Origin of the sequence: Acerihabitans arboris, from assembly GCF_010131535.1 — a bacterium.
Classification (GTDB): Bacteria; Pseudomonadota; Gammaproteobacteria; order Enterobacterales; family Enterobacteriaceae; genus Acerihabitans; species Acerihabitans arboris.
Map to the genome: position 1 here is coordinate 1 of NZ_WUBS01000030.1, position 13,716 is coordinate 13,716.

Here is a 13,716-nt window from a genome sequence, read left to right on the forward strand (position 1 = left end):
ATGACCGGACCGGCAATGCCATGCAATCCCGGCGCATCGTCGGTGATAATGGTGAGCACTCTGGACATCTTTTCCCTCCGCCGTTAGTGTTAGCGTAGTTTAACGGCGTTTCAGCGCCTGGTGGCGGCATATTCAGGCGCTATTTTGCGGACTAACGGATAAATGAACGATAAAAATGCGGCTAAACCGCAACAGAACCATAGCATAACCGCTATCGACGAGTTCGACCGCCGCATCCTGGCGCGGTATCAGCATGATACACGCCATATCGCGCAGCGCATTGGTGAAGAGGTCGGTCTGTCGGCGGCCGCGGTGCAGCGACGGCTTAAACGGATGCGCGAGAGCGGCATCATCGAGCGGGAAACCGCCACGCTGGACGCCCACACCCTCGGCTACCCGGTAACTTGCCTGGTAGGTATCGATTTGCTTGAAGAGCGAAACGAACAGATCAAAGCGTTTAAACAAGCAATGCTTAAGCAAGCACAAGTCCAACAGTGTTATTACGTCACCGGAGAGTATGACTTTATCTTGACTGTGGTTTGCCGCGACCTGCAGGATTACGAACGCTTCACCCAAGAAGCGATCATGACCGAACCCAACGTGCGCAGCTTTACTACCTGGGTGGTGATGGACAAGGTAAAAGTCGGCACTGCCCTCCCCCTCGCGCCGGACCAGACCCCGCCGCGATAGCATCCGCTAAGCTTCCGCAACACAACCGCCCGTCATCTCGTATCAGCGTCCTGGTGCACGGCCGAATTATCCTCTCAGTTACCGACAGCCTCCGCCAAGAAAGCAGGTACAACGTCGCTCCGATTGTTAGGTGAGAACCGACACAGGATGAGACAAATTTATGCCGTTGTTGCTGACGTTGTCAGCCCAGCCCAGGCAGCCCCGGTCTTAAATGCTGCGGCGTGTACACTGGACGGACCAGTCCGCTCAGCATCCATTCGGGCAGTATGGGCCGGAGTATTAAACTCAGGGGGTTGCAGGCGTTATAAGAGCGCGGCGATCCCTCAGTTGTCCGCTTCCGGATGGCAAGGTGCTTGCGCTGAAGTGGGTGGATGGCGCGGCCTAAGGCACAACGCTGCATGCCCCCCAAGGGTCTGGCGATTGCCGGGCGCACTCTGTTCGCGGCCGATATCGACACCGTGCATTTATTCGACCTGGCTACAGGCACGCCGCAGAGCAGCATCCCTATCCCCGTTGCGACCTTTCTTGACGGCCTGTCGGCCCGGCCTTCTGGCGAGGTCGTCGGAACGGAAAGCGCGTTGCTGGTCGAGGGCACCACGGTCACACCGACCGGTAAGGACTTCATCTACCGTATCGGCACCGATCACATAGTATCCATCGTCGCGCAGTCATCCCAGCTCAACCAGCCTAACGGCATTACAGTACTGCCCTCGGGTGGCTACCTTGTCTCCACTCGGGGCACGGCCGAGATCTATGAACTCATCCTGGCGGGAGAAAAACGTAATGTGCGCACGCTGCCCGGCAAGATCGTCGATGGCGTGGGGCAAACTCCTGACGGACAGGTTTCCAGCTCCTTCGGTAAACTCGCCGCGCCAGCGGCAGACTTTCACTTTGACTTGAAACGTGGCCGTATCCTGCTGCCGTTGCTGCGTACTGACAGCAGGGTGTTGGCACCTATTCCTCAATGACCTGATGCAGGAGCAAAATTCATTGCTCAATGCCTGTAATAGTGTCCTTCTCTGGTCTTATCAGCCGACAATTGGGCGATGAGCGGATGTAAGTCCATTTATCCTGGCAGATAGATCAGTTTGCAAACCTATCGTAAACATGGACCATGGAGTGCGCATTTTCATAAATGACCTCTTGATGACAAGCGTCATGTGGCGAGGGAATCCGCACGACTGCGCGAAAGCCGTCTCAATATCAGAAGACAATCCTCATGAAGGTTGGAACGCCTGCGCCCATCCCGAAAGACTGCCAAAGGGAGTTGTAAAGTTGTCGGATAGGGGTTGATGGGGACACGGACCGTACCTTCGACTTGCAAGCTGCGCGACTGCACTGGCGCCAGGCCAATGCCCAGGCCTGCTGCGATGAGAGAACACTGGCTGTGCAACCGAGTTGCTGTCTGGCTGGTAACCAGCGGATAGCCCGCCAATCGGCATTGATCCCGAATGGCCGAGTACAGTACCGGCCCCTGCTCTTCGGGGAACAGCACGAAAGGATGTACAGCCAGTTGCGAAAAGGACACCGATGACTCGTGAGCTAAATCATGATCTGCTGGCAACAAAGCATCAAAGTGGTCACTGAGGAGCACTTCGTTCACGATGCGATAAGATCGTTCGACCGGCGGATGGCCCAGTCCGATGTCGATATCGCCGCCAGCAAGTAAATTCAGTTGCTCCTGCGTTGATGCCTCTCTCAATTCCGTGCGCACGCCAGCGTGCGTGACGCGTAGTTCACGGAGCATGGCCGGCAGCAAATGATACAAAGCAGCGGAGACAAAGCCGATACGTATCACCTGTTTCCCTTGGACCGAGGCGGCGCGGGTCAGCAACATTGCTCGTTGCTGACCTTGTACCAGTTCCAGTGCTTCGGACTGAAAAACTTCACCTGCAGCGGTGAGCTGTACTTTTCGGCTGGTACGCAGGAACAGTGATATGCCCAGTTCAGCTTCCAACCGTGCAATTGCCCGGCTTAGATGAGGCTGGGTCATACCCAGTTCTTCGGCAGCCTTGCCGAAATGCAGTGTCCGGGCTATAGCCAAAAAGTGGCGGAACTGACTAAATGCCATTCATGCCTCTTAATGCATCAATCAATGCAATTCAATTGCATTGATTGCATCATAGACTGCCTTTACGCTCAATCTTTAGTTATTCAATGCGGGAGGACAGCGCATGAAACGCGTAGTGATCGCGGCTTGCATGAGCCTTTTTCTAGGATTGCCCGTCATGCGGAAACCGTCCGCCATGACTTCACCATCGCCACTGAAGACGGCCTGAGGATCTTCGTTCGTGAGTTGCGCGACTCGGCTGCAACATCCGACCGCGGCCCCATGCTGATGGTCAATGGCGGCCGATCAGGCGTGCTGGCCAGTTGGGATGTGGGTGCGCCCGGCCTGTCGACGGCGAAAGAGATTGCCAAGGCAGGACACCAGGTGTACCTAATGGATATTCGAGGCTTTGGTCGCTCGGAATTCCCTCCCGAAATGCAGAATTCGCTCGAAGCGCGCAATGGTCCCGTCGCCGTCAGATCGAACCAGGCTGTGCTTGACATTGCCGCAGTGGTGGAGGAGATCCGTCGTCGCCATCCTGGCGACGAGCGACTGGTCGCCATCGGTTGGGCGACTGGTTCCCAGTGGTTGGGCCACTATGCGTCGCTGTATCCGGAACATTTATCCCACCTGATATACTACAACGCGGCCTATGGCGGGCCTGCGGGTGGCTGGCAGCTTCAACAGGAATTTAGCGATCCGCAGCAGCCAACAGAATTGGATCGTTCGCGGCACGGTGCCTACCGATTCGCAACGGTTGAGAACCTGGTGGGACGCTGGCGCAGCGAGGGAATCAATGCGGCGTTCCTCGCGCGCTACGCACAATTGGCAATGGAAGGCGATGCGTCCGCCAACACACGCGAGCCGCCCAGCTTCCGATTCCCATCAGGACCTACGGCTGACACGCTCAAGCTGGTGAATGGACGTCAACTCTTTGATGCGTCATTCATTCGTTCACATGTACTGATACTACGCTCAGAGCGCGACTTTTGGTCGCGTCCAACTGATGTAACGACACTGAGATCTCATTTGAAGGATGCTGCATCAGTGGAAGTAGTCCAGATCGCCGGTGCATCGCATTACGTTCATCTGCAACCCACGGCGGATCGTCAGAAATTCCTCGACGCCATACTGGCCTTCACCGTGCCGCTTCATCCGTACCCGAGTCCCTGAGCTTGGAGGTGTCGTCATGAAGCGTCGATCGCGTCTTTGCCGAACTCCATGGACCCCAGATAGTTGGCCCAATCCGGTAGCAAAGACTTTCTCTGGCGGCTGCCGCACAGCGCTTCGTTTATCGTCTATTGGTGTTGTGTTGCGGCCATGGCGGATTTTACGCTGTCAGCCAGGCGGATCTCTGTAGCTGTTCACCAGCTAGGCAGTTGCATTCGCGACCGGCCCCCAAAATGGTATTTGCCGGGTAAGAGCCTTATGGGTAAATAAGTAATGGCAGTAACTATGCTTCGATTACAAAGTGATATTCTATCCGGGCATCGGGACTCAGGAGGAAAAGCAGACTAACCAGTTGATCCAGGCCGGCATCTACAACTTCGCGCTTAATACCGGGGACGCCATCAATGAAGAAAAGAACGTCACGGGTAGCGTCGGTGATGCGCGACTTTTCGTCTTGACCATAAATAATGCTCAGGATGATCCCATCCCGGTCTTTGAGGCAGATGTCATTTTTTTTAGGCTGAACCTCACGGCCACCGGCTGCCAAATAGTGTTCTTTGCCCTGCGACACATCAATCGTCAGCGGTAAAGTCAGATGCTGCAGGTCATGGCCGGCAATTAGTAGTGACGTGGTGAGTTCAACCAACAACAGCACTTGTATTAATCCCAGAGCGTCAGGCAGATTTTTCCCGTTCAGCACCGATTCGATCTGGGGGAGAACGTGATAGGTCTTCTTAAACTTTTTGTAATAGCGTACATAGACAGCAAGGGCATTGTCGGCATCGAGCAGTGCTTTTCTGTCCTTATTGCCCTGAGCCTGCCTGAGTTTTGCCAGTTCACTGCCAGCTCTCTCTCGGAAGCGCTGTAATCTCCCCGCACTTTCCTGATAATCGCGCATTACCAGGACACCAAAGGGCGTCCGCCTGTATTGTTCTGTCATACCCATCGATAATGAAATCATCATGCATTTTCCTTTTATTTGGCATGGAATCTCAATATAAAAAAGGAACACATTCAGTCAGTGCAACAATCGTATAAAATACGATTTATTCTCTCCGGGTCAGGATAAGTTTGATAGCCAGCCCTATAAAACCGACTGCAATGCAGGCACGTAACCCTTTTAATACTCTAGGTCGGGATAAAATATGGCCACGCATGAAAGCAGAAAATGCGCCATAGCACGTAAAAACCAGCAAAGTCATTAACATAAAAACCCCACTGAGCATCAGCATTTCATGTGCCGGAAAGGCCGTATCAGCACGGATGAACTGTGGCAGAAAAGCCAGAAAAAAGAGTGACAGCTTCGGGTTAAGCAGGTTGATTAAGATAGCATGAGCGACGATCTTTAAAGGAGCCCTGATTTCACCGGCATTTTCAACCTGTAACGGTCCACTTTGCCTTTGAATGCCCCAAGCCATGTACAGAAGCCAGATTATGCCCAGAAATTTTATGAACTCAAAGGCCACAGCGCTGGTATGGAATATAGTAGCCAGACCTGTAACGACCGCAACCATATGAGGAATAATCCCAAGGGTACAACCAACAGCGGCTATAAAGCTCACTTTGACCCCCTTGGATAAGCCGGTTGCAATGGTATAAATGGCTCCGGTGCCGGGTGAGATGACCACGATAAAAGACGTAATCAGAAATTCAGTACTTATCTGCATTGCGTTTCTCTCTAAGAAGTAGTCTGAAGCTGTAATACAGAGTATTTCTGATAGTCAGCGTGTCTGTCTTGAAGAAAATTGCGGGTTAAATATTATTTTGCTGAAGCCACATAGTGGCCCGGCGTAATGCCAAACTGCTTCTGAAAAGCACGGGTTAGATGACTCTGGTCGGCAAAGCCGGCCACCAGGGCAGTATCGGTGATTTTTTTCCCTTCTAACAGTAATCGCCGCGCCAGGCGTACGCGTGACTGAACCAGATAAGCATGAGGCGTGACGCCTGTTTCGCGCGAAAATCCGCGTATCAGCTGAAAGCGGCTTACTCCACAAAGAGAAGACAACATGCTTAGTGTGACTTTTTCTTCTGGTGAATCATCAAGATACTGTTTAGCCAGCGCTATGGCGGGTGAATATGTTTTGCCCTGCTGTTTTGAAAAAATGTGGTAATGGGTCACTCGCATCAGGCAAAGCAGAAATGCCTCCTCAACGGCAGTTCGGTCAGGGCAAATTGTGTTGATTTCTGTGAACAAATTCCGCATGTGAAAACGTAGTTCCTGATCGCTGACGACAGGGCGCATAACGAAATCATCTACCTTAGACAAATCCCGGAGTTCCTGCGCAACCACCTCCGGATTAATGTAAATCATATGCCATCCGCGCGGCCCCTGAAGTGGGATCCCATCATGAATTTCCCCAGGGTTAACCATGATGATATCTCCTGCTGACGATTCGACTTTTCCGATATTACTCCAGGAGTGCTGCGCACCCTGAATAAAAATGCCAATGCCAAATTGATCATGAGAATGCCGGGGAAAGGCGTGCTCTGTTAGCAATGACATCGCTTCCAAACCTGGAACTAACGGATGATGTCGCTTAACGTTATGAACATGATGCTTCAAGTTACTTTCTCCCGATTTTTTGTAAAAAATCAATTAAACTAAAATACATGTGCATTTCGATGATTTCGGTCACTGATTCCGGTGATTGCGATCGCTTTTCTCGTGCCGTTTATTTCTGTCGACATCGGTTAGATGTATTGGCAGCACCTAGGGATCGTAATATAACCCAGTCCAAGAAAACGTCCGCACCTCCAAAGGGGCCACAACTTCACGATGTTGACAATAGCGCAGCACTGCCTTCCTGTGCCTCATCGACGCACCTGGCGATCAGTCCACACGACGCTCGTCATGCGGTAGCGTATAACGAGTGATATCCACTTGTGTGGACAACACCCTTCATGCTTATCAGTGCTGGCACGGCTAAAGTAACCCATTGATTAATTTCAATACAGTCGCAATCAAGCTCAGAATCGGGATAACAAATTCAATCTTTCAATGCGATGTAGAAACTGGAATATTCGGCCAGATCATTGTGGCCAATCACAATGAATTGTCGGTTTGTATAGCTGTTGGCATCCCGGATGCTCGTGTCTGCATCCCTCATATAGCTATACCTCATCAAGCTTTACAAAGTTTAAATCATACGTTTCATAGGGTATTAGATATGATTTTTGTTCTTTAAAATGAACATAAACCGAAATATAGCACATTATGCAAATAAAAAACTTGTTTTAAACAATTTATTGGCGTAAAAAAATTATAAATCATATTATAACGAACAAGGCCATATAGAGGGTACCATGCCATATCCTGCTCTAGCACTGGCGGCTAATCTTAGTAAAGCCCGAAAATTGAAGGGGTTAACCCTAAACGGACTATCTGAATTGAGTGGCGTGGCCAAAGCGACGTTATCAGGACTTGAAAAAGGTGAAGGAAATCCGACCATTGAAACTATATGGCGGCTGGCGTGCACACTCCGAGTTCCCTTTGGTCAGCTCGTTGCCGATGATGGGCTTGATGAAATTGGTGGTACTGATGGGATCAGCGTAAAGCTCGTGGAGAGGCAAAATGGTCCGCAAATTATTGAATCTTACATGATGACGATCCCTGCGGGTCAATCACGTAAAGCTTCACCCCATATGCTGGGCCTGAAAGAAACGGTCACAGTTCTGATGGGTACGGTACTGACCGGGCAGTTGTCATCCCTTTCGCTGGTCCATGCAGGAGACTCAATACAGTTTAACGGTGATGCCCCCCACCTGTATGAGGCAACTGCAGCTTCTGATGTGAAACTCCTCGTGACGTTGGTCTATCCCGATCCTGAGGCGGTACGCGCTATAAGTATGGAGTATCGTATTGCGTGGCCACAGCATCAAAATGAATGGGAGGAGAATATTCGGTCAGTTTTTAGTCGGTTATGTATTGAGGTTCAAAATGGACTTTGCTGTTACCGCATACTTTTTGAAGACTGTCCTCTCAATCGTGTTGATGCCCAAGTTACCATTGCTGAATTTATTGATAAACATAGAAAAAGCTGGCAGCAGGTGCAACTATTTTCAGTTTGTACGCCAATTATTGGCATTATTATTTTCCCCCATCTTCATCCATTTCGTGACTTACCCAATTCTAGAACAGATTGTCAGGACGATCTGTTTGCACAAGCGCGGCAGATTGCTGCCATGGTCAGCATTCCCGTACAGGATTCATTGTTATCCGTGCCCGAGCTTAAAACCCTGACACGCTCGTCCTCTATGATTGTCTCAGTGTTGGCAACTGAAGCTTTACTCAGGATGAATAATATATCTGTACCTGGAATATTTCAGGTAAGAACTGAGATGGAGTTAACGAAGCACCCTTCCATCGAGGATCGGGTTCTCTTTGAAGATCGAATAAATGTGGACAGCTATGATGCTTATGAAATAGTACATCCCGCGTACGGTAGGCAGGTCCTTGCTATTGCTCCTTTTTTGAGGGACTTCAGCTCTTCACCATCAGTGCTTGATATAGGAACCGGGCCAGGATTGCCATTATATATGCTGCTAGAACTCTGTCCTGATATGGCTGTTACAGCAATTGATCCCAGCAAAAAAGCATTCAACCATCTTTCGCGACGCTTTGAAACCGATCGCCGGGTCAAATTAATCAATTCAGGTATCGATGATTTTGACGCCGGCGATCAAACGTTTAATGTCGTCATCTCAATAGGCGCATCACATCACTTGGATACAACTTTATTATTCCATCGTGTCAGGTCGTTATTGCCTAACGGCGGGCGATTTATTATCAGTGATGAAATGCTCTCTCCTTTTACCAGTCGGGTTGAACGAGAAAAAAATTTACTTGTCCATCATCTGAAATATATTGCAAACACACTTGCCTCAGTGCCTTTATCCGCACTGGATCCATCTGAGCAAGAATTGGTCACTCGAATGAATAATGAAGTGCCCTATTGCCTATTTTTAGCATTATCAGGCGAGGTGCCGGTTTCTGCTGCGCGTATTCGTACATTGTTATCTGATATGCAACAAAAAACATTCCCAGAACCTGTTTCTCATCCTGGCATAACCTATTACCGGTTTCATATTCTTGAATTGGAAGCTCTGGTTGCAGGTATGGATTACGAGGTTGAGCAAAAAACCTATCCACAACGTTTAGTCCACATGGCGGCTTCCGCAGGATTTGACTTGGCGCATCATCAGCGTCTTTACAGAACTGACGGAGACAGTGATTGGGATGCAGGGACGCATCTATTTGTTTTTGAGAAAAATTAATCATGAAACTTCAGTCAATAGGAAAGGGTCTGCGCGAAGCGTCGCCTATTATGATTGGGTATTTGCCGGTCGCGATGGCCTTTGGTGCCGCTGCGCAGACGGTTGGCCTGACGTTTTTTCAGGCCATGGCTATTTCTACGTTGATATTTGCGGGTGCTAGTCAGTTTCTACTGTTGAGTACCCTTGCGTCAGGTGCATCGTTGTTTATTGTGGTGATTATCTGTACGGCGATTAACCTTCGCCACTTGCTGTACGGCCCTATGCTGATGGATATTCTACCCAAGTCCGCAGGTTTTCGACGGCTATATTCTTTTTATCTGACAGATGAAGTGTTTGCGACATTGCGGGGAAGTCGTGATCAAGGTGAAAAAGACAATGATAGCTGCCGACTGATTACCGTATTCGTCTGTGCCTGGGGAACATGGCTGATAGGAACAGCTATCGGGTGTTTAACCGGGAATATCATGAGCACTCATGCCCCGGAACTGGCAGAGGCCGCGGGTTTTGCTCTGCCGGCACTGTTTCTGACGCTTTGTTGGCTAAACAAAGTGCAAAGGGTGCTTCCGGCTATGACAGTGGCAGGAATTACCGCGGGTGTTCTGACCTATAACGGCCATGCCTCGCTGGGGATATTTGCAGGGATCATTATTGGTTTTTTAGTGTTAAAGCTATCAAAGGGCGTGCGGTATGCATTTTTCCGACGGTGAACTCTGGCTGGCTATATTAGTCATCGGATCACTGACTTATCTGACTCGAAGCTTACCTTTTTGGGGAAAGAGTGATAGCTGGATGATTGCTTGGTTGAATAAACAAGAAGATACGATGGCAAACCTCGGACCGGTGATGATAGCCGCACTGGCGGGTGTGACGCTCACGTCATCAGGCATGACAGCAATTCACCAGGGAAGTATCCTGGCATTTACCGCGGCATCCGGGGCAATTTTATTGTTGCTTATATTGAGGGTAAATATAGGAGTGACTGTTATTTTTTCTATCTTGGTTTACTGGTTAACAATTTGTTTGATTTAATATCAATCTAATTAACAATGCTAGTCGAACGTAAATGAAGAAGTGAAGACAAAAACCATTTGCGCCGTAAATTCAGCCTTTCCGGGCAATAAATTAGATATGGATTTTTTAGATTGATTAACCTGCCTTCGCGTCGCAGATGGATATGTATGCGCTGGCAGCCATAACGAAGGCGGGTTTCTGATCACAAGATCGTTCTCATACCCATGCGCTAACTGCCTCCTTAAAATGTCTGCAACTGACTGAATTCCCGATCATAACGAAACGTAACCAAGGCATGCGGGTTGCGACGGTTGCGGTAGGAATAGCAGTGACCGACCAATGTCGAACAACAAGTCGAGTTCCCGCTTGCTTATAATATTGCGCTTCATGCATTATAAATAATCACTTATGATTTATTTAGCCTCTTTTTCTGCGTTGATCATAGGAAATAAAGCATGACATTAACTATTCGCCAAGCCGAAAAGCGCGATGCGGCCTCTATCCTGGCCTTTATTCGTGAATTGGCTGAGTATGAAAAAGCCCTGCATGAGGTTAAAACTAATCAGCAAGAAATAGAAAAAACGCTATTTGGCGATCGTTCGCGTACCGAAGTGCTCATCTGCGAATGGAACGCTGAACCGGTTGGGTTTGCTGTCTTTTTTACCAGTTACTCTACCTGGCTTGGTCGCAACGGCATTTATCTGGAAGATTTGTACGTATCACAACCGTATCGTGGTAAAGGCGCCGGAAAAGCGCTGCTTAAACATATTGCACAACTGGCGGTTGCGCGGGATTGCGGACGTCTGGAATGGAGTGTGCTCGACTGGAATCAACCAGCGATAGATTTTTATGAGCGACTCAGCGCCGAACCGGTGCCTGAATGGATCCGCTACCGACTCGAAGGTGCTTCCTTGCAACATATAGCCAGCATAGGATAACGCTAATCACCTAATTTCAACCGCTACAGGTGTCGAAAAGTGATTGCGCGAAAATATTGTTATTGTGAAATGGCGCGATTTCAGGCTCGTCAGCATCTCACCATTTCTGAGAGACTTGCAAGGTGTAAGGTGATGCCTTACAGTGGAGGCAGCATGAGCTGAGTTTCCAACATAAGCGGTTGCAGGCTTTATAGGAGCGCGACGGTCACTCAGGTGTTCGTCCCGAGCATATCCCGCACCTTCGACGTTTGTTGGGTTATGCCAGCTCGCCAAATGACATCCTCGGCGTTGGTTTGCATTATTTAAAGGGCAAGCGCAAAGGCTTCTGGTCTGCCACCGTGTCAGGCAACTGGCGCGTAATATTTCGATTTGTCCATGGTGACGTCGAAATGGTCGATTATCTTGATTATCTCTAAGGAGGACCATGATGCCGATGTATAACCCTCCCCATCCGGGAGAATCGCTGCGCGAAGATGTCTTGCCTGCCATTGGCCTGACGGTCACTGCGCTGGCGCGGCATATCAGTTATTCACGCGGACAGTTGTCTACCGTGCTTAATTGCCATGCCGCGATCACGGCGGAGCTGGCTCATCGCCTGGAGCTGGCGGGTATCGGTTCTGCACGCGTATATCTGGCTGCGCAGGCGGCATACGATCTGTGGCAAGCGGAGCGCCGTGAGCATCCCCCCATTGAGCGTCTGGTGTTCACTTAATAGGCTTTGTCACAATCAGGCTCCACGAGTGAGCTGTCCCTGTGCGTTGGTAACCATTCGAACAGCTTGGGATCAGTTCATTGGTGGGGCCTTTTTTATCGTTGAGGCTATGGCACCACAGCCTTAAGTATGGCATTCGAGCCGCATCTGAAAAGCCGCTGACCATAATTGCGTTTTCGGCCAGATCATCAGTTTCGGCCGGTTGGTTTCTTGAGATAGCCGGATGGAATAATATGAATCTGGTCTGTCTGATAATTGTAGTCCCGATACTTGTCTACAACAGTTATGCTTTCTTTTCGAATAGACTGATGACTTCGTTCAGGCAATAGTTATTAATTACAGACATTTGTTGCTCAACAGTATTAAAAAAATATTTAATATTCCGACAAATTTGATTAGATAAATGCCCTGCGAAATTTTTTCTTCAGTCGGAAAGGCACGGTGCAGTCAAAAACACTCTTCTTAGTCTGGCCTTTTTTTGTATCAGGAATATAAAGAGAAGACTGGCTTGGGTCAAGCGGATTACCCTGGAGGCATCGTGTTATGTACAAATCCGTCTCAGCACGAAAACGAGTAGCCAAAGCCCACATGACATCCGAATGCGAATAAGGATTGACGTCCTCATCAACAATAAAAACATGCTTAGTTACAGGAATATTTTCTAATATAATATTGGCCATCACGATGACATTTTCATCATCATTTTGCTGTTTTTTTCGAACCTGTAATACTAGCAAAAGATGTCCACCACCTGCTGGTAGAGAAACTATATTATTCACTATTTTGCTGGTTACATGACGCGTGATTAATGTTAAGGCAGAACTCTCCACCCCAACGCCCAGTAATTCAGATTGTTCCCTTCCAGGACCTGATAATGTCTGATAAATAGCATTTACCCTGTGGCTCAACGCTGTGACGAGTAAGGTAGAGACCCTCCCTGTTGATGAATAATAGCCCAAATATTCCGGCATACTCAACCCTGAGGCTCTGCCCCCAGACTCCATCTCAGTCTCATTACCAATGGATGCTTCCAACACAATTTCAGCGTGATTAATAAAAACGCCCGAGTGTGAGAAACAGGGCGCAAGTTCAATTTTCTGTTTCCTAATCGCCCCAGCTATACCCAATTCATTTTCACCATATTTCACGGCGGGTTGGCTAAGCGCAGAGGCAATATATACAACCGGATCCAATCCTATATTCACCGATATTTCGAGACGCTGCCCTCGTAGGGAATGTGCATCAAGTAAACGCCGAAGGTGACCTGTGGAGCTCATGGCAATAGTGACAGAGCCTGGCTTAATCGTTATTCTGTGAAACGAACAATTTTCAGCACCACTTTTCGTGTCCCTCGCATAGACTAACCCAAGCGTTACTGTCGGGCCCGGATCTACCGAAGAATATTTTAGTACTGGTAACAACGTATTTAAATCGGGTGAAAAAATCACCGTTCTGTCCGACGAATGCGCTAATAAATACGGTGGTTCAGGTCTGGCTATTGCACCGCTAATCAATTCAGCGTTAGAGATATGACATGCATATTTCCTCTGAGGGTCAAGGAAGAAACGGATGCGTTCCCTATCACCGAATACCCCCATCAGAACCGGAAATTGTCCTCTGGTAGGATGATGCCAAATTTGTAATGGTTGAATAGCCGACATGAGGGAATCCTTCGGTTGCCGACACGATTGCAGGTAGTCAGTGATTAAATCCAAGTGTGGGTCAACCGGCTCATACACATCAACCAATGTAAGCGTACGCCCAGAGCCGTCTGTTAATTACCCGTCAAGTTGTCGAAGATGATGTCCATCATTTTTTTTAATGGACGCTACTCATGAAACAAACCCCCGCAAAACCCTCAAGACGTCGTC

13 protein-coding genes and 1 pseudogene are annotated in these 13,716 nt (G+C 49.0%); 9 read left to right on the top strand and 5 right to left on the bottom strand.

The features are described from left to right. The first annotated feature begins 162 nt into the window (after positions 1-162). On the top strand, positions 163-690 hold the full coding sequence (locus GRH90_RS25250) for an Lrp/AsnC family transcriptional regulator (RefSeq protein WP_162368737.1): 528 nt from the start codon (positions 163-165) through the stop codon (positions 688-690). Positions 691-1,088: 398 nt separating this feature from the next. Then, positions 1,089-1,658 carry a YncE family protein gene (locus tag GRH90_RS25255; RefSeq protein WP_162368738.1) on the top strand — a complete coding sequence of 190 codons (570 nt, stop codon included), beginning with the start codon at positions 1,089-1,091 and terminating at the stop codon, positions 1,656-1,658. A gap of 188 nt (positions 1,659-1,846) precedes the next feature. On the opposite strand, the gene GRH90_RS25260 is transcribed toward GRH90_RS25255, so the two are convergent. Further along, a complete protein-coding gene (locus GRH90_RS25260) occupies positions 1,847-2,761 on the bottom strand; it encodes a LysR substrate-binding domain-containing protein (protein WP_162368739.1) in 915 nt (304 codons plus the stop codon). A gap of 126 nt (positions 2,762-2,887) precedes the next feature. On the opposite strand from GRH90_RS25260, the gene GRH90_RS25265 reads away from it, so the two are divergent. Beyond that, on the top strand, positions 2,888-3,913 hold the full coding sequence (locus GRH90_RS25265) for an alpha/beta hydrolase (protein ID WP_218586291.1): 1,026 nt from the start codon (positions 2,888-2,890) through the stop codon (positions 3,911-3,913). A 280-nt stretch (positions 3,914-4,193) separates the two neighbouring features. Here GRH90_RS25265 and GRH90_RS25270 read toward each other — a convergent pair whose 3' ends face one another. The 3 genes from GRH90_RS25270 to GRH90_RS25280 form a co-directional block, all read right to left on the bottom strand. Next, complete coding sequence (locus GRH90_RS25270; RefSeq protein WP_162368740.1) at positions 4,194-4,874, bottom strand: phenylalanine--tRNA ligase beta subunit-related protein; 681 nt, start codon at positions 4,872-4,874, stop codon at positions 4,194-4,196. Between the two features lie 82 nt (positions 4,875-4,956). After that, a complete protein-coding gene (locus GRH90_RS25275) occupies positions 4,957-5,577 on the bottom strand; it encodes a LysE family translocator (RefSeq protein ID WP_162368741.1) in 621 nt (206 codons plus the stop codon). A 92-nt stretch (positions 5,578-5,669) separates the two neighbouring features. After that, the gene (locus GRH90_RS25280) at positions 5,670-6,473 is read right to left on the bottom strand and encodes an AraC family transcriptional regulator (RefSeq protein ID WP_162368742.1); all 804 of its coding nucleotides are present in this window, start codon (positions 6,471-6,473) and stop codon (positions 5,670-5,672) included. Between the two features lie 740 nt (positions 6,474-7,213). Here GRH90_RS25280 and GRH90_RS25285 point away from each other — a divergent pair. From GRH90_RS25285 to GRH90_RS25310, 6 genes and pseudogenes are all read left to right on the top strand, one after another. After that, positions 7,214-9,184: a methyltransferase domain-containing protein gene (locus tag GRH90_RS25285; protein WP_162368743.1), complete on the top strand. Its 1,971-nt coding sequence runs from the start codon at positions 7,214-7,216 to the stop codon at positions 9,182-9,184. 2 nt (positions 9,185-9,186) lie between these two features. After that, on the top strand, positions 9,187-9,891 hold the full coding sequence (locus GRH90_RS25290) for an AzlC family ABC transporter permease (protein ID WP_162368744.1): 705 nt from the start codon (positions 9,187-9,189) through the stop codon (positions 9,889-9,891). Next, on the top strand, positions 9,872-10,213 hold the full coding sequence (locus tag GRH90_RS25295; protein ID WP_162368745.1) for a branched-chain amino acid transport AzlD family protein: 342 nt from the start codon (positions 9,872-9,874) through the stop codon (positions 10,211-10,213). Before GRH90_RS25290 ends, GRH90_RS25295 begins: the two co-directional genes overlap by 20 nt. A gap of 437 nt (positions 10,214-10,650) precedes the next feature. Further along, complete coding sequence (locus tag GRH90_RS25300; RefSeq protein WP_162368746.1) at positions 10,651-11,133, top strand: GNAT family N-acetyltransferase; 483 nt, start codon at positions 10,651-10,653, stop codon at positions 11,131-11,133. Between the two features lie 212 nt (positions 11,134-11,345). Further along, a pseudogene (locus tag GRH90_RS25305) lies at positions 11,346-11,549 on the top strand (type II toxin-antitoxin system RelE/ParE family toxin); the annotation flags it as partial. An 11-nt stretch (positions 11,550-11,560) separates the two neighbouring features. Then, positions 11,561-11,845 (top strand): HigA family addiction module antitoxin, encoded by a 285-nt coding sequence (locus GRH90_RS25310; protein WP_162368749.1) that lies wholly within the window; start codon positions 11,561-11,563, stop codon positions 11,843-11,845. 395 nt (positions 11,846-12,240) lie between these two features. On the opposite strand, the gene GRH90_RS25315 is transcribed toward GRH90_RS25310, so the two are convergent. Continuing rightward, positions 12,241-13,506 (bottom strand): UbiD family decarboxylase domain-containing protein, encoded by a 1,266-nt coding sequence (locus tag GRH90_RS25315; RefSeq protein WP_376766105.1) that lies wholly within the window; start codon positions 13,504-13,506, stop codon positions 12,241-12,243. Positions 13,507-13,716: the final 210 nt, after the last annotated feature.

Bases quoted from the DNA above. Each gene is read 5' to 3' on its own strand.
- GRH90_RS25250 (WP_162368737.1), top strand. From the start codon at position 163: ATGAACGATAAAAATGCGGCTAAACCGCAACAGAACCATAGCATAACC.
- GRH90_RS25255 (WP_162368738.1), top strand. From the start codon at position 1,089: ATGCCCCCCAAGGGTCTGGCGATTGCCGGGCGCACTCTGTTCGCGGCC.
- GRH90_RS25260 (WP_162368739.1), bottom strand. From the start codon at position 2,761: ATGGCATTTAGTCAGTTCCGCCACTTTTTGGCTATAGCCCGGACACTG.
- GRH90_RS25270 (WP_162368740.1), bottom strand. From the start codon at position 4,874: ATGATGATTTCATTATCGATGGGTATGACAGAACAATACAGGCGGACG.
- GRH90_RS25275 (WP_162368741.1), bottom strand. From the start codon at position 5,577: ATGCAGATAAGTACTGAATTTCTGATTACGTCTTTTATCGTGGTCATC.
- GRH90_RS25285 (WP_162368743.1), top strand. From the start codon at position 7,214: ATGCCATATCCTGCTCTAGCACTGGCGGCTAATCTTAGTAAAGCCCGA.
- GRH90_RS25290 (WP_162368744.1), top strand. From the start codon at position 9,187: ATGAAACTTCAGTCAATAGGAAAGGGTCTGCGCGAAGCGTCGCCTATT.
- GRH90_RS25295 (WP_162368745.1), top strand. From the start codon at position 9,872: ATGCATTTTTCCGACGGTGAACTCTGGCTGGCTATATTAGTCATCGGA.
- GRH90_RS25300 (WP_162368746.1), top strand. From the start codon at position 10,651: ATGACATTAACTATTCGCCAAGCCGAAAAGCGCGATGCGGCCTCTATC.
- GRH90_RS25310 (WP_162368749.1), top strand. From the start codon at position 11,561: ATGCCGATGTATAACCCTCCCCATCCGGGAGAATCGCTGCGCGAAGAT.
- GRH90_RS25315 (WP_376766105.1), bottom strand. From the start codon at position 13,506: ATGTCGGCTATTCAACCATTACAAATTTGGCATCATCCTACCAGAGGA.